The sequence below is a fragment of the uncultured Psychrobacillus sp. genome (genome assembly GCF_938022135.1).
Lineage (GTDB): Bacteria > Bacillota > Bacilli > Bacillales_A > Planococcaceae > Psychrobacillus.
In genome coordinates, this window is record NZ_CALIED010000019.1 from 17,725 (window position 1) to 33,557 (window position 15,833).

A 15,833-nucleotide genomic window follows, 5' to 3' on the forward strand; every position below is an offset into this window, starting at 1 on the left:
AAAATGAACGAAGAACAATTTAAAAATGCCCTCTATGAAAAAGGAATTGAACTAACAGATTTCCAATTAGAGCAATTCAGAAAATATTATGAGTTACTTGTGGAATGGAACGAGAAAATGAATTTAACAGCCATTACAGATGAACCATCTGTTTACTTAAAACATTTCTTAGATTCTATCAGTGCTTCTTTCTATGAGGATTTTAATGGTTCCCTTTCTGTTTGTGATGTAGGAGCAGGGGCAGGGTTTCCAAGTATTCCATTAAAAATTTGTTTTCCAAACCTTAATGTAACAATCGTTGATTCTTTAAATAAAAGAATTCAATTTTTGACTCATTTAAGCAAGGAGCTAAATTTAAAAAATGTTAATTTTGTTCATGCGCGTGCTGAGGAATTTGGACAAAATAAAGAATATAGAGAACAGTTTGATCTTGTTACTGCACGAGCAGTAGCAAGACTCTCTGTACTGTCAGAGCTATGTATTCCACTTGTGAAAGTCGGTGGGAAGTTTATAGCTATGAAAGCAGCAAGTGCACTAGATGAATTAAAAGATGCACAAAAAGCTATTGAGGTATTAGGCTCTGAAAAAAGTGCGGAGTATTCTTTTCTATTACCGATAGAAAATAGTGAGAGAACGTTATATGTCTTTTCTAAAATTAAAAGCACACCGAAAAGATACCCTCGAAAGCCAGGTATACCAAACAAAACACCTATTATTTAATGAGGAACGTTCCACGTGAAACATTATTATATTATTTTCTGTGTCGTGAACATAAGTAAAGAGTATCTAAAAGGTGGTGCTAGTTAGATGAAAAGTCCTTTCTCACGATTTTTCGGAGGTTCTGATAAGCAAGGACAAGATCCAGTCGTTGAGGCTACTCAGACTAATAATGAAGAAGTAGTACAGGTAGCCATAGAAAAAATAGTTCCTAATAGGTACCAGCCTAGGACCGTTTTTGATGATGCAAAAATAGAAGAACTTGCTAGAACTATTCATACACATGGTGTAATTCAACCAATCGTCATTCGTAAAATGGATGACGATAAGTATGAAATAATAGCGGGGGAACGTCGCTTCAGGGCGATGACAAAGCTTAAGTGGACAGAAGTACCTGCTATAGTTCGTAACTTAAGTGATAAGGAAACAGCATCAATTGCATTGATAGAAAATCTTCAACGAGAAGAGCTGACTGCCATTGAAGAGGCAGTAGCATATCAAAAATTACTTAAGCTGCATGAGCTAACACAAGAAGCGCTCGCTCAAAGATTAGGTAAGGGCCAATCGACTGTAGCTAATAAGTTACGTTTGCTGAAACTACCAGAAGAAATTCAACAAGCAATTATGGATAAGAGATTGTCGGAACGTCATGCAAGATCTCTTATGCAAATAAAGGATGAAGAAATACAAATCAAGCTTATGGTTGAATCCATTGATAATCATTGGAATGTAAAGCAGCTCGAAGAAAAAGTTAATGATATAGTAAATCCTCCTGTTAAAGAGGAAAAAGCTCCAAAGCCTAAAAGAAAAGCGATTAGTAAAGATGTACGAATTGCTTTAAATACGATCAAGCAATCTCTTAGTATGGTTACTAAAAGCGGAATTAATTTAAAAACCGAAGAAGAAGACACCGAAGATTTTTATCAAATTACAGTAAGAATACCTAAAAAGAAATCATAAATAGATATTATAATATATAAAATATATGAAACTCTCACTATTTTGTGAGAGTTTTTCTTTTGTAACAATAATAACATTCATTTTTCTGTAAAATTTGATAGAATGGAAGAGAGTGGTTTTTTATTTTGATGAAAGTAGGTGCAAGAGTGGGAAGAATTATTGCAATAGCCAACCAAAAAGGTGGTGTAGGTAAAACTACTACATCCGTTAACTTAAGTGCCTGTCTTGCATACTTAGGAAAGAAGGTTTTACTGGTAGATATTGATCCCCAGGGAAATGCTTCTAGTGGCGTTGGTGTCAACAAAGGCGATGTGAATCAATGTATTTATGATGTGTTAATAGATGATGTTAGTGTAAAAGAGACAATTTTAGAAACGAAAGTGGAAAATTTACATATAGTTCCTGCAACCATTTCTTTAGCAGGTGCAGAAATTGAACTAGTATCTACCATTTCAAGAGAGGTACGACTTAAAAAAGCTTTGCAGGAAGTGCAAGCTGATTATGAGTATATTATTATAGATTGTCCTCCTTCACTTGGTCTCTTAACCATCAATTCTCTTACTGCTGCTGATGCTATTATAATCCCAGTTCAATGTGAATTTTATGCTTTGGAAGGGTTAAGCCAGTTACTGAGTACGATTCGATTGGTGCAAAAACACTTAAACAAAACGTTAGCAATTGACGGCGTGTTATTAACAATGTTTGATGCCAGAACAAATCTTGGCATTCAGGTAATTGAAGAAGTTAAAAAATATTTCCAAGACAAAGTATATAAATCTATTATTCCAAGGAATGTTCGTTTAAGTGAAGCACCTAGTCACGGAGAGCCTATAATTATTTATGATCCAAAATCTCGAGGAGCGGAAGTATATTTAGAACTTGCGAAGGAAGTGATTCGTCATGGCTAAAGGACTTGGAAAGGGGATTAATGCTCTTTTTCCTGGAGAAGATACAATGCCAGAAGAAAAAGTAGAACAGATTAGTATTGTTGATATTAAGCCTAATCCTTATCAACCAAGGAAAATATTTGACGATGAGGCATTACAAGAGTTATCGGAATCTATAAAAGAGCACGGAGTACTACAACCTATCATCGTTCGAAAAAAAGGTTCTAAGTTTGAAATTGTTGTAGGAGAGCGTAGATTTAGAGCTTCTAAAAAGGCTCATTTAGATGCAATTCCTGCTGTAGTACGCGAGTTAAATGATCAACAAATGATGGAACTTGCTATCTTAGAAAATCTACAACGAGAAGATTTAACACCCATTGAAGAAGCAGAGGCTTACCAAAATCTGATGGAGACTCTTGGCCTTACCCAAGAACAATTAGCGTTCAGACTGGGGAAAAGTAGACCTCATATAGCAAACCATCTTCGCTTACTTACACTCCCTGATGTTGTTAGAAATGCTGTCTCTGAAGGGAAATTATCCATGGGGCATGGGAAGGCATTATTAGGTTTAAAGAAGAAAAAATCTATCCCTCTCATTATGCAAAAAACAATTAAAGAAAATCTAAATGTAAGGCAGTTAGAAGCCTTAGTTCAACGTTTAAATGAAAATGTTCCACGTGAAACAAAAAAAATAGATAAAGATATTTTTACTTTAGAAAAAGAATCGGAATTAAGAGAACTTTTTGGGACAGCTGTAAAAATAACTAAAAACAATGAAAAAGAAAAAGGAAAAATCGAGATAGAGTTTTACTCGAAGGATGATTTGGAAAGAATTTTAAAATTATTAGAGGATTAGACGTGACCTATTTCTAGGACAACCTAGAGATAGGTTATATTTTTAGGAGAAGAGGATAGGATATGGTGTTATTTGGTACATTGGTCAATGCAATACTGATCATAGCAGGGACATTAATCGGACGACTTTTAAAGGACATCCCTGAAAATATGAAACAAACGGTAATGTATGCTATAGGAATAGTAGTAATGGTAATGGGTATACAAATGGGATTAGAAAGTAGTAATTTTGTTATTATCATTATCTGCATTGTGCTTGGTGCGGTAGTAGGTGAGTGGATAGATATAGACAAATGGATTAACAGGTTAGGGCAGTCTATTGAAAAAAAGTTTGGTTCAAAAAAACAAACAGATAGTATTGCCCAAGGTTTTGTTACAAGCACACTTATATTTGTAATAGGCGCAATGGGTATTTTAGGAGCTTTAAATAGCGGTCTTCAAAATGATCATGAATTATTAATCAGCAAGGGAATCATCGACGGCTTTACTGCTATTATTCTCTCCGCAACATTAGGGATAGGTGTTGTTTTTTCAGCTTTTCCGGTTGCAATTTACCAAGGAACAATAGCATTGCTTGCTACACAAATTACAAGATTGGTACCAGAAGCTGCACTTGATTTGTTTCTTCAGGAAATGACAGCCGCTGGAGGAATTATGATTATTGGTATTGGAATGAATTTAATAGGATTAACTAAAATTAGAGTAGCAAACCTATTACCATCTTTATTATTTGTAGGTATTGTAGTGGCTTTTATTTTTTAAGTTATATCTATGCCATGCAAGAAGTAGAGATCGAGAAATGACCTTTCCCATTTCAAAAGTAAGATTTAATCGAGTACTTTGCAATACATTATATTCCATATAGCCACCGATATTAACAATTGCTTTGATTGAAATTTCACCAATAGGTGGTAAATCTTTTTTTACAGCTTTTCCAGGAAAAAGAGGACCTGGATGAATAATAATTTCTCCAATGTTATTAGCATTCCCTAAGCAGGCATCAATGGCCACAACAAATGGTTTTTGAGAAGAACTGTAGAGCGTATTAGTAGTCTCCTCTAAATTCAACGCATGGAGTGGGCTGTCCAATGTTCCAACGATTTCAAAAGGAAAAGAGTTAAGCTGTGTTAAAAATGACCCAGTCATTGGACCTAAGGCATCTCCAGTTGAACGGTCTGTCCCTATGCAACAAAAAACAAGGTTTTGATGATCAAAAGGTATATATTCTAAAAAGTGGTTGCTTAATCGCCAAATAACTCCTGTTTCTTTATAATAGATAGTGGAAGCTTGAGGCGCAGCATTAATTTTATTCATATATAAACTCGCTTTCTTTTTTAAAGTTAGTATATGCATGGTAGAAAATATTTATTCAGTGAGGGTGGGGATGCAATGAATGCAACATATAAAGAGTTGGAAGCATACATATTAAATGAAGTAGATTGGATAGAATTAGGAAAATCGTTTGTTGAAATTATCTTTCTTTTTCTTTTGGCAGCTACTGTTATAAAAATAGGTAAGTCAATTATTCGTCGAGTTTTCGCTGTTAGATTAAAAGGCCCGTTGAGATATTCGGAAAGAAGACATAATACGCTCATAAAGCTATTAGAAAATATTTTAACCTATGCAGTTTATTTCACATTGATAGTAGCAGTTTTATCAAAATTCGGATTTGATGTTGGAGGTTTAATCGCTGGTGCTGGAGTTATAGGCTTAGCGATAGGGTTTGGTGCTCAGAGTCTAGTTAAAGATGTTATTACAGGTTTCTTTATCGTATTTGAAGACCAGTTTGCAGTTGGAGATGAGGTCCAAATTGGAACATTTAGAGGAATAGTAGAAGAAATAGGACTGCGTACAACGAAGGTGCGAAGTTATGTAGGGGAAATGTATATTATACCTAACGGGACAATATCTAATGTCGTTAACTATTCTGTGTTCAACACCATTGTTACTATTGATATTAAAGTATCATATGAGTCGGACATAGACGCAGTAGAGAATATGTTAAAGGGATTTTTAGAAAATCTGAATTATAAATATGAAGAGCTTGTAAAAGTACCGGAAATTTTAGGGGTACAAGAGATATCCTCAGATGATTTGGTGCTTAGAATTGGAGTAGAGACGATCCCTATGATGCAGGATGACATTGCTAGAAGAATTAGAAGAGATCTTAAAGAATTTTTAGAGCAATCTGGGGTGGATATTCCGTATCCAATCGTCGTACGTAATGCGAAAACTAATGAGTAGGTGAGAGTAAATGGAAAGAAAAAAATTTCAGCTAAATGATATTGTAGAGATGAAGAAGCAACATCCTTGTGGAACAAATCGTTGGAAAATAATACGCATAGGGGCAGATATACGGATTAAATGTGAAGGTTGTCAGCATAGTGTCATGATTCCACGTATAGAATTCGAGAAGAAAATGAAAAAAGTGCTTGTACAAGCTGAGACAGAGTAAAGATAGACTTTTACTGTCAAAATCAATATAATAGACAGGTTAAAGGGAATACGTTAAGTAAGAAAATTGAAGGGTTGTGACATATATGGCATTAACAGCAGGAATTGTTGGGTTACCAAATGTAGGTAAATCCACATTATTTAATGCAATAACAAAAGCAGGGGCTTTAGCTGCAAACTATCCATTTGCAACAATAGATCCTAACGTAGGGATTGTTGAAGTACCGGATGCTCGTTTAGATAAACTGACAGAATTAGTAGTACCAAAGAAAACAGTGCCAACTGCATTTGAGTTTACTGATATTGCTGGAATAGTAGCAGGAGCAAGTAAAGGCGAAGGCCTAGGCAATAAGTTTCTTGCTCATATTCGTGAGGTAGATGCAATTTGTCAGGTTGTACGATGCTTCCAGGATGACAATATAACGCATGTAGCTGGAAAGGTAGATCCAATTTCTGATATAGAAGTTATTAATTTGGAGTTAATTTTAGCTGATTTAGAAAGCGTAGATAAACGTTTAGCAAGAGTTGCTAAGATGGCTAAACAAAAAGATAAAGAAGCAATGGTAGAAGAGCCTATATTGACTCGTTTAAAAGAAGCATTTGAAGAAGGTAAGTCTGGTCGCTCTGTAGATTTTACAGAAGAAGAGCTTCGTGTTGTTAAAGGCCTTCACTTGTTAACCATCAAGCCAATGCTTTATGTAGCAAATGTATCTGAGGATGACATTATGGAATCAGAAGATAATGAGTACGTTCAAAAAGTGCGTGCATTTGCTGCAGAGGAAGGTGCGCAGGTCATAGTTGTATGTGCCAAAATCGAAGAAGAGATGGCTGCTCTAGAGGACGATGAAAAGCAAATGTTCTTAGAGGAGCTAGGTATTCAAGAATCTGGTTTAGATCAGCTTATTAAAGCATCATATTCCTTACTTGGACTAGCTACTTACTTTACAGCTGGAGTGCAAGAAGTTCGTGCTTGGACATTCCGTAAGGGTATGAAGGCTCCTCAATGTGCGGGTGTCATTCACTCCGACTTTGAAAAAGGATTTATCCGTGCTGAGACAGTTGCTTACGACGATTTAGTTTCAGCAGGTTCAATGTCTGCTGCGAAAGAAGCAGGTAAGGTACGTTTAGAGGGTAAAGAATATATTGTACAAGACGGGGACGTTATGTTGTTCCGTTTCAACGTTTAATATCAAAAGACCGGTTTGCATTATGCAGACCGGTCTTTTTTAATTACATATAATATTGGAAGGGTAGGATCATCTTTTATTAAACTATCGTTAGGAATTTTCCTTAACTCTTTATACATAGCAAAATCTCCAGCTGCACCAGCAATAAGCCAGGCACCTAGTAAGACTAATATGGGAGATTCGATCATGTAACCTATGATAACAGGTAATATTCCCGTCATCCAAAATGGGAGCAGTAATGCCTTTTTCATCGATCTATTGGAAATGGGGAGGGAGGTAGTTGCATAAGCAACCCCTAATTTAAGATTCACACCGTAGTCCATTTTGTTCCAAGGGACCTTACCGAACAACCAAAAGCCAAGCAGATGGAATGCTTCGTGTAAGACTATTAAAAGTATAAAACCAAGGAATGTTAATAAAAGACCTAAAAGAGTAATGTTTATTTCATATTCTCTATAAATGAAACCATATAAAACTAGACCTAATATAGAAAATAGAATAGTCATCCATAGGCTATGCCAAGCTACCTTCTTTATATCAATTTCGATAGTAGAAAGAATCGACTCGTTTTTTTCCATCCTCATTCCCCCTTTACACGATTATAGACAAATATTTGAAATAAGACAATCAATCCTTGATATAAGTAAAAGTGTATGATACAATAAACCGATGTGAGTAATAGCATTACTTGCTCCTTGTCGGCTGACCACAGTTCGACCAAAGACCATAGGGAGGTGTAAATAGATGAGAAAGTACGAATTAATGTACATTATCCAACCAGCAATCGAAGAAGATGCGAAAAAAGCTCTAGTTGAGCGTTTCAACGAAATCTTAACTTCAAATGGTGCTGAGATCATCGAAGCTAAAGAGTGGGGTAAACGCCGCTTAGCGTACGAAATCAATGACTTACGTGAAGGTTTCTACCAAATCGTTAAAGTAAACGCTGATTCTCAAGCAATCGATGAATACATTCGTTTAGCTAACATCAATGAAGACATTATCCGTCACATTGCTGTTCGTATGGACGATAAATAATAACAATCGACGATGAATGCTGAACGAGGGAGGTTATTAACTGATGATTAACCGTGTCGTATTAGTTGGAAGACTAACAAAAGATCCGGAACTTCGATATACACCGAGTGGAGTAGCAATGGCTAGATTTACACTTGCTGTAAATCGTACATTCTCTAATCAACAAGGTGAAAGAGAAGCTGATTTTATCAACTGTGTCGTTTGGAGAAAACAAGCAGAAAACACAGCCAATTTCTTGAAAAAAGGAAGTTTAGCAGGTGTAGAAGGCAGAATTCAAACGGGTAGTTATGAAGGACAAGATGGTAAGCGTGTATATACGACGGATGTTGTCGCAGACAGCGTTCAGTTCTTAGAACCACGTGGAGGCTCTGGTGAACGTAGCCAAGGTGGACAATCATATGGTGGCGGACAACAGAATTCTAATCCAACATATCAGCAAAACCAACCAATGAATCAGCAAAACTATACGCGTGTAGATGAAGATCCATTTGGAAATAGTAGCGGTCCGATAGAAGTATCGGATGACGACTTACCATTCTAAAATTTTCTCGCACGTTTTACTTTAATCGAAAAGGAGGCAACCTATTATGGCACCACGTCGCGGAGGCAAAAGACGCCGTAAAGTTTGTTACTTCACTGCTAACAACATCACACACATCGATTATAAAGATGTAGATTTGTTGAAAAAATTCGTGTCAGAACGTGGGAAAATTCTTCCACGTCGTGTGACAGGAACTAGCGCGAAGTACCAACGCAAGTTAACACGAGCTATCAAAGTATCTCGTATTATGGCTTTACTACCATTCTCTTCTGAAGAGAGATAAGTATATATGAAAGACCGGGAAACCGGTCTTTTTTTTGTTGTCTTTATTATGTAGAAAACGGCAATAACTTAACTTTTATAGTATATAGCTCATTAGCGGGTCATATTCCTATGGTTCAAATAGGATCAACAGAACTTAAACGTACTACATACTACCTGAAAGAATCAGCTAGACCATAATAGCTATTACAAGATCTCGTTAGCATAATATTGGTTTTTCGATTAACTCGTTGGAAGTGGACAATAGTGAAAGAAATTTCATTGTATCTGTGCATAGCAAAGCATATAGAAATCTTTATTTTTTATTGCTTGGTCGTATACTAAATAAAAAGGAATTATGAGATTGACTCGAATAATATAAACTATACAAGAAATCATTTACTGAAACCTTCCATAGTACATTTCACCTAATCAGTGTGGTAACGTGTAATTTTAGTTGTATAGCAAAATCTGTTACAATGGATAGATGATTATAAAAAAGGAAGGTCGATCATGCAAAAGAATCAGTCAAGCTATTTAACGTTTGGATCTTTAATGATTGCACTATTTGCTATTTTGATAGCAATGTCCGTGTATGTTCCAATTCTAACAATTATCACGTCCCTAATAGCGCCTTTACCTTTAGCTTGGTATAGTGCCAAGTTTGAAAGAAAAGAGTCTTTACTTGTTACAGTTGTAGCAGTTATTATAACTTTTATTATTGGAGGTATAGTAGGTGTTACACTTGGTTTAATAGTAGGTCCAGTTGGTTTTCTAATAGGAGATTCTTTACGAAGAAAGCAGACAAAGCTATATATGCTAATGGCCACAGGAATATTTGTACTACTCATGACAGCTGCTCAGTATATAGTTTCTATTTTAGTATTAAATATTAACCTAATAGAGCAATTTTTAGAGGGCATTAAAATATCCTATGAACAAGTCGGTAATTTACTGGAATCAGCTAATCAAAAACCAGAAACCTATGATGAGATGGTTAGGCAGTTTTTAATTGTCCTAGAAGCTTTAACGCCAACTTACTTTATTTTTCTTATGTTTATAACAGCATTTATCTATATTGCTGTTAACTTACCTATTTTAAAAAAATTAAAAGTACCAGTTCCAAAATTTCCTAAATACATGTATTTTAAATTACCTAAAGCGGTGTTGTGGTATTATTTAGTTGTAGCTATTATATCCTTAGTTACAACATTTGAGGTAGGTACCTTTAGCTATATGCTTATCATAAATGCTACATTCATTTTAAGGGCATTATTATTCTTACAAGGTGTATCCCTGATTCAATATTATTTTCATATTCAGGGGTGGCCAAAATGGAGTGCTATTTTAGCTACCTTCTTAGCAATTCCGCTCTATACGTTTACTATTATCCTAGGTGTGTTAGATTTAGGATTTAATTTGCGAGCATATTTAAAAGACAGATACAAGAAATAAGGAGCTGATTCAGTGGCGTCTTTTTTTAGAAAACGACCAATACGATATCCACTAATATTATTTATGTTCTTAGGTGGAGTGGCATCCTATTTGCTTCTATCTGACAACCTGTTAGTTGGATTATTATTTGCGCTATTAGTTATTGGTGTATTCATATATGCATGGATTATCGAGCAACGTGTTTATGAAGAAACGGAAAGGCATATAGAGACGCTTTCCTACAGGATGAAGAAGGTAGGGGAAGAAGCCTTGCTTGAAATGCCTATTGGGATTATTCTCATCAACGATCAGCATGTTGTGGAATGGGCCAATCCGTATATGACACAGCAGCTACCCTTTGACACAATTATAGGGGAAGAGTTGCTTTCCATATCCTCTGATTTTCAGCAGCTACTAAAGCAAGAGGATTCTAAGGAAATGGTGATCTCTTTAGACGATCATAATTATAAGGTATTTTATAAAGCAGAGGAAAAACTTCTATACTTCTTTGATATTACGGAGCAAATAGAAATGGAATCCCTCTATTATGGCGATCGTACGGTTATCGGTGTATTATTCATCGATAATTATGATGAGATATCACAGGGAATGGATGACCAAACCAGAGGACAGTTAAACAGCCTGGTAACCTCGTGTGTAAATAATTGGGGTGCCAAGTATGGTATATACGTTAAAAGAATATCCTCTGATCGTTTTTTAGCTGTGTTTAATGAATCCATATTAATGGAACTAGAGAAAAGTAAGTTCTCCATTTTAGATGATATTAGAGAAACCACCTCTAAATTTGGTTATTCTTTAACTTTAAGTGTAGGAGTAGGGGCAGGTTCTACTTCTCTAGTAGAATTAGGAGCACTTGCACAATCCAGCTTAGATTTAGTTTTAGGACGTGGTGGAGATCAAGTAGCCATCAAACATCCTAATGGAAAGGTAAAATTCTATGGAGGCAAAACAAATCCCGTAGAAAAGCGGACGCGCGTGAGAGCCAGAGTTATCTCCCATGCATTGAAGGACCTCATACAGGATAGTGACCAAGTAATCGTGATGGGACATAAGTTCCCCGATATGGATGCCATCGGTGCAGCAGTTGGTGTAAGGAAAATGGCAGAAATGAACAAGATAAATGGTTATGTTGTAATTGATTTCAATGAGCTAGACAAGAGTGTCCTTCGCTTAATGGAGGAAATTAAGGAAAAACCAGAGCTATATAATCGATTCATTAGTGCTGAAGAAGCGATCAACAAAATGACAGAGAAAACACTACTAGTGATAGTGGATACACACAAACCAAGTATGGTTATAGATGAAAAGGTATTACAAAAAGCAGAGAAAGTAGTAGTGATTGACCATCATCGTCGCGGAGAAGAGTTTATCACTAATACGATGCTTGTATACATGGAGCCATATGCTTCCTCCACATCAGAATTAGTAACAGAGCTTATAGAGTACCAGCCGAAAAACGAGAAAATTAACATGCTAGAGGCGACTTCCATGCTAGCAGGTATAATAGTCGATACGAAAAGTTTTACGCTCCGTACAGGGGCTAGAACGTTCGAGGCAGCCTCTTATTTAAGAACGCATGGTGCAGACACCATATTAGTACAACGCCTCCTAAAAGAGGACTTAGATACGTATATTGAACGCTCAAAAATTGTGCAAAATGTTCACTTTTTAAAGGATGGAATCGCAATAGCTTACGGTGATGAGAATACGATTTATAGTCAAGTATTACTCGCTCAAACAGCAGATATTTTGCTCGCTATGAATAATGTTTCTGCTTCCTTTGTAGTAGGTAGAAGAAGTGATTCTTCCGTAGCAATAAGCGCTAGGTCGCTAGGAGAAGTAAATGTTCAAGTAATCATGGAAAAATTAGATGGTGGAGGCCATTTAACAAATGCAGCCTCTCAGATAGCTGGTATCACTGTTCCAGAAGCTATCAATCGATTAAATGAAGCTATATTAGAAACAATTGAAGGAGGAAATGAAGAATGAAAGTAGTATTTTTAAAAGATGTTAAAGGTAAAGGCAAAAAAGGTGAAATTAAGAATGTAGCAGATGGTTATGCACATAACTATTTACTTAAAAATAAACTTGCAGTAGAAGCAAATTCTGCTGCTATCAGTGCTCTAGAAGGACAAAAGAAGAAATCAGAAAAAGAAGCTGCTGAAGAACTAGCAGAAGCAAAAAAATTAAAAGAAACTTTAGAGCAACTAACTGTTGAACTAAAAGCAAAATCAGGGAATGATGGTCGACTATTTGGATCAGTGACAACGAAACAAATTGCCGCACAACTAGAGAAAACTAACGGTATTAAAATAGATAAACGTAAAATGGAACTAGATGATGCAATTCGTGCTCTAGGATACACAAATGTACCAGTAAAACTACATCAAGAGGTAGTAGCTACTTTGAAGGTACACGTATCTGAAGAAGCGTAAGGAGAGAATTCTATGAGCGATCCATTATTGGACCGTGTACCGCCGCATAATCAAGAAGCAGAGCAATCTGTTCTTGGAGCCATATTTTTAGAACCACAAGCATTAATAACAGCCGCAGAGATTGTCATGCCAGAGGATTTTTATCGGGTAGCTCATCAAAAGATATTTCAGACCATGCTTCGTCTGAGTGATCAGGGAAAAGCAATTGATGTTGTAACAGTCACAGAAGAACTTTCTTCTAAGAAGGAATTAGAAGATGTCGGCGGTATCTCCTATATTAGTGAAATAGCAAATGCCGTGCCTACCGCAGCTAACATCGGACATTACGCTAAAATAGTAGAGGAAAAATCTATACTCCGTCGTCTTATTCGCGTGGCTACGACAATAGTAGAGGATGGCTTTACTCGCGAAGATGAGGTAGAAGCTCTCCTTTCCGAAGCAGAAAGAAAAATGATGGAAGTTGCCAATCGTAAAAATGCAGGTGACTTCAAACACATTAAAGATGTGTTAGTAGAGACGTATGACAATATTGAGAAGCTACACACAAGAAAAGGTGACGTTACCGGTATTCCTACTGGTTTCCGAGATTTAGATCGTATAACAGCAGGTTTTCAGCGTAATGACCTTATTATTGTGGCTGCCCGTCCTTCGGTAGGTAAAACAGCCTTCGCTTTGAACGTAGCACAAAACGTAGCAACTAAAACAGATGAAAACGTCGCTATCTTTAGTCTAGAGATGGGTGCAGAACAGTTGGTTATGCGTATGCTCTGCGCAGAGGGTAATATTGACGCACAAGTGTTAAGAACAGGTGCGCTGACTACAGAAGACTGGCGCAAGCTGACGATGGCTATGGGTAGCTTATCAAATGCAGGAATCTATATAGATGATACACCGGGTATCCGGGTAAATGAAATAAGAGCAAAATGTAGACGATTAAAGCAGGAGTCAGGCTTAGGCATGATTCTAATTGATTACTTACAGCTGATTCAAGGGAGCGGTGGAAGTCAGGCAAACCGTCAACAAGAGGTATCTGAGATTTCTCGTTCATTAAAGGGGCTAGCCCGTGAATTGAAAGTTCCTGTTATTGCTCTATCGCAGCTTTCCCGTGGTGTTGAGCAACGTCAAGATAAGAGACCAATGATGTCTGATTTACGTGAGTCTGGTTCTATTGAGCAAGATGCCGATATTGTTTCCTTCCTGTATCGAGAAGATTACTACGATAAAGAAACAGAAAATCAGAACATGATTGAGATTATTATTGCTAAGCAACGTAACGGCCCGACTGGCACAGTTACTCTAGCATTTGTGAAAGAATTTAATAAATTTGTGAATATTGATTGGAGTCAACATCAAGCTCCTCCAGCATAAAAACACGAACGAATTGATTATTTAAACATCAATTCGTTCGTGTTTTTTACTTAAGTTGGTTGACTATGGTAAAAATGATTGGTACAATTACACTGATTTTTAATCAGGACGAAATGTCTGACGGAGGTGTTGGCAATGCCATCAGTAGTTGTAGTAGGGACCCAATGGGGAGACGAAGGAAAAGGTAAAATTACTGACTTTTTATCAGAACACTCAGAAGTAATTGCACGTTACCAAGGTGGTAATAATGCAGGACATACAATTATTTTCGGAGGAGAGACCTATAAGCTACATCTCATTCCTTCCGGTATTTTCTATAAGGACAAGATTTCAGTTATTGGAAATGGCATGGTGGTTGACCCCAGAGCATTAGTAAAAGAACTTAAAGGGCTGCATGATCGCGGTGTAACGACTGAAAACTTACGTATTTCTAATCGTGCCCACGTCATTCTTCCTTATCATATAAAGCAAGATGAAGTAGAGGAAGCTCGCCGAGGAGCAAGAAAAATTGGAACGACAGGTAAAGGAATTGGTCCTGCCTATATGGACAAGGCTGCTCGTGTAGGTATACGTGTTGCAGATCTTTTAGATTATGAAGTGTTTAAAGAAAAATTAGAGCATAACCTAGAAGAAAAAAATCGTATGTTTGAGAAGTTTTATGAAACAGAAGGATTTACAGTAGAAGAAATTTTAGAAGAATTCTACAGTTACGGCCAAGAAATTGAGCAGTATGTAACAGACACCTCTAAAGTACTTAATGATGCATTAGATGAGGGTAGACGCGTACTTTTTGAAGGAGCTCAAGGGGTAATGTTGGATATTGACCAAGGAACGTATCCTTTTGTCACTTCTTCTAACCCGGTAGCTGGTGGAGTAACGATTGGAGCAGGTGTAGGTCCAACAAAAATATCGCATGTGGTAGGAGTATGTAAAGCATACACTTCACGTGTGGGAGATGGGCCATTTCCTACTGAACTCTTTGACGAAGTAGGGAATCAAATCAGGGAAGTAGGAAAAGAGTATGGGACTACAACAGGTAGACCACGTCGTATAGGATGGTTTGATACAGTGGTAATCCGCCATGCGCAAAGAGTAAGTGGATTAACGGATTTAACAGTGAATTCAATTGATGTTTTAACTGGATTAAAAACAGTTAAAATTTGTACAGCATACGAATATAAAGGAGAACTTATAACAGAATATCCAGCAAACCTGCGTATGCTTGCCGAATGTAATCCAGTATATGAGGAGTTACCAGGTTGGAGTGAAGATATCACTCAGTGTAAATCTCTCGATGAATTACCAGACACTGCAAGACATTATTTAGAACGCATATCTCAATTAACAGGAGTTCCTATCTCTATTTTCTCTGTAGGACCAGATCGTACACAAACAAACGTTATTTCAAGCGTTTGGAGATAATTATAAGTGAAATGAAAGCCGCCAATGAAAACTTGGCGGCTTTTTATGTGAAATAATTTTAAGAATTTTCACCGACAAACAAAGATTTATCCCAGTAATTTGCCTTCTATTCATCTGAACGTAAGACCTATTCTCTCTGTAAGAAACCAGGTCTAAGTAATATATATAAACTGTCTAACAATATAATTGGAAAAGTGGCCAATAGCTAGAAATGGATTTACAAGATATTCATGTCTATCCATTTGATTCTCTTCAT

The 15,833-nt window shown here is 36.6% G+C and carries 18 protein-coding genes; 16 read left to right on the top strand and 2 right to left on the bottom strand.

Translation table 11 applies throughout. From position 1 onward, the window contains the following. Positions 1 to 3: 3 nt before the first annotated feature. From rsmG to Q0371_RS04160, 5 genes are all read left to right on the top strand, one after another. Complete coding sequence (gene rsmG, locus Q0371_RS04140) at positions 4 to 720, top strand: 16S rRNA (guanine(527)-N(7))-methyltransferase RsmG (RefSeq protein ID WP_169359824.1); 717 nt, start codon at positions 4 to 6, stop codon at positions 718 to 720. 87 nt (positions 721 to 807) lie between these two features. Then, the gene (gene noc / locus Q0371_RS04145) at positions 808 to 1,677 is read left to right on the top strand and encodes a nucleoid occlusion protein (protein ID WP_251556724.1); all 870 of its coding nucleotides are present in this window, start codon (positions 808 to 810) and stop codon (positions 1,675 to 1,677) included. A 146-nt stretch (positions 1,678 to 1,823) separates the two neighbouring features. Next, on the top strand, positions 1,824 to 2,585 hold the full coding sequence (locus Q0371_RS04150; protein WP_169359841.1) for an AAA family ATPase: 762 nt from the start codon (positions 1,824 to 1,826) through the stop codon (positions 2,583 to 2,585). Next, complete coding sequence (locus tag Q0371_RS04155) at positions 2,578 to 3,420, top strand: ParB/RepB/Spo0J family partition protein (RefSeq protein WP_169359822.1); 843 nt, start codon at positions 2,578 to 2,580, stop codon at positions 3,418 to 3,420. Before Q0371_RS04150 ends, Q0371_RS04155 begins: the two co-directional genes overlap by 8 nt. Positions 3,421 to 3,482: 62 nt before the next feature. Beyond that, on the top strand, positions 3,483 to 4,181 hold the full coding sequence (locus Q0371_RS04160; RefSeq protein WP_169359821.1) for a DUF554 domain-containing protein: 699 nt from the start codon (positions 3,483 to 3,485) through the stop codon (positions 4,179 to 4,181). On the opposite strand, the gene yyaC is transcribed toward Q0371_RS04160, so the two are convergent. After that, the gene (gene yyaC, locus Q0371_RS04165) at positions 4,146 to 4,733 is read right to left on the bottom strand and encodes a spore protease YyaC (protein ID WP_169359820.1); all 588 of its coding nucleotides are present in this window, start codon (positions 4,731 to 4,733) and stop codon (positions 4,146 to 4,148) included. The genes Q0371_RS04160 and yyaC overlap by 36 nt on opposite strands. A gap of 75 nt (positions 4,734 to 4,808) precedes the next feature. On the opposite strand from yyaC, the gene Q0371_RS04170 reads away from it, so the two are divergent. The 3 genes from Q0371_RS04170 (at position 4,809) to ychF (ending at position 7,060) form a co-directional block, all read left to right on the top strand. Then, entirely contained in the window at positions 4,809 to 5,663 is an 855-nt protein-coding gene (locus tag Q0371_RS04170; RefSeq protein WP_169359819.1) for a mechanosensitive ion channel family protein, read from the top strand. 10 nt (positions 5,664 to 5,673) lie between these two features. Continuing rightward, positions 5,674 to 5,874 (top strand): DUF951 domain-containing protein, encoded by a 201-nt coding sequence (locus Q0371_RS04175; RefSeq protein WP_169359818.1) that lies wholly within the window; start codon positions 5,674 to 5,676, stop codon positions 5,872 to 5,874. 85 nt (positions 5,875 to 5,959) lie between these two features. Continuing rightward, the gene (gene ychF / locus Q0371_RS04180; protein ID WP_169359817.1) at positions 5,960 to 7,060 is read left to right on the top strand and encodes a redox-regulated ATPase YchF; all 1,101 of its coding nucleotides are present in this window, start codon (positions 5,960 to 5,962) and stop codon (positions 7,058 to 7,060) included. Positions 7,061 to 7,080: 20 nt separating this feature from the next. Here the strand turns inward: ychF and Q0371_RS04185 are convergent, their stop codons facing one another. Further along, positions 7,081 to 7,638 (bottom strand): DUF3267 domain-containing protein, encoded by a 558-nt coding sequence (locus Q0371_RS04185; protein ID WP_240949719.1) that lies wholly within the window; start codon positions 7,636 to 7,638, stop codon positions 7,081 to 7,083. 166 nt (positions 7,639 to 7,804) lie between these two features. Between Q0371_RS04185 and rpsF the strand changes: the two genes are divergently transcribed. From rpsF to Q0371_RS04225, 8 genes are all read left to right on the top strand, one after another. Further along, positions 7,805 to 8,095 (top strand): 30S ribosomal protein S6, encoded by a 291-nt coding sequence (rpsF, locus tag Q0371_RS04190; RefSeq protein ID WP_169359815.1) that lies wholly within the window; start codon positions 7,805 to 7,807, stop codon positions 8,093 to 8,095. A 43-nt stretch (positions 8,096 to 8,138) separates the two neighbouring features. Further along, positions 8,139 to 8,636, top strand: a complete 498-nt coding sequence (ssb, locus tag Q0371_RS04195) for a single-stranded DNA-binding protein (protein WP_169359814.1) — start codon at positions 8,139 to 8,141, stop codon at positions 8,634 to 8,636. Between the two features lie 46 nt (positions 8,637 to 8,682). Continuing rightward, complete coding sequence (gene rpsR / locus Q0371_RS04200) at positions 8,683 to 8,919, top strand: 30S ribosomal protein S18 (RefSeq protein ID WP_142540806.1); 237 nt, start codon at positions 8,683 to 8,685, stop codon at positions 8,917 to 8,919. Positions 8,920 to 9,410: 491 nt separating this feature from the next. Beyond that, complete coding sequence (locus tag Q0371_RS04205; RefSeq protein ID WP_169359813.1) at positions 9,411 to 10,352, top strand: YybS family protein; 942 nt, start codon at positions 9,411 to 9,413, stop codon at positions 10,350 to 10,352. 12 nt (positions 10,353 to 10,364) lie between these two features. Next, positions 10,365 to 12,341: a DHH family phosphoesterase gene (locus Q0371_RS04210; RefSeq protein ID WP_298468661.1), complete on the top strand. Its 1,977-nt coding sequence runs from the start codon at positions 10,365 to 10,367 to the stop codon at positions 12,339 to 12,341. Further along, a complete protein-coding gene (gene rplI, locus Q0371_RS04215; protein WP_169359811.1) occupies positions 12,338 to 12,787 on the top strand; it encodes a 50S ribosomal protein L9 in 450 nt (149 codons plus the stop codon). Before Q0371_RS04210 ends, rplI begins: the two co-directional genes overlap by 4 nt. A gap of 12 nt (positions 12,788 to 12,799) precedes the next feature. Then, positions 12,800 to 14,155, top strand: coding sequence for a replicative DNA helicase (dnaB, locus tag Q0371_RS04220; protein ID WP_144540259.1), 1,356 nt, complete (start codon positions 12,800 to 12,802; stop codon positions 14,153 to 14,155). Positions 14,156 to 14,290: 135 nt separating this feature from the next. After that, the gene (locus Q0371_RS04225; protein ID WP_298468667.1) at positions 14,291 to 15,577 is read left to right on the top strand and encodes an adenylosuccinate synthase; all 1,287 of its coding nucleotides are present in this window, start codon (positions 14,291 to 14,293) and stop codon (positions 15,575 to 15,577) included. Positions 15,578 to 15,833 lie beyond the last annotated feature (256 nt).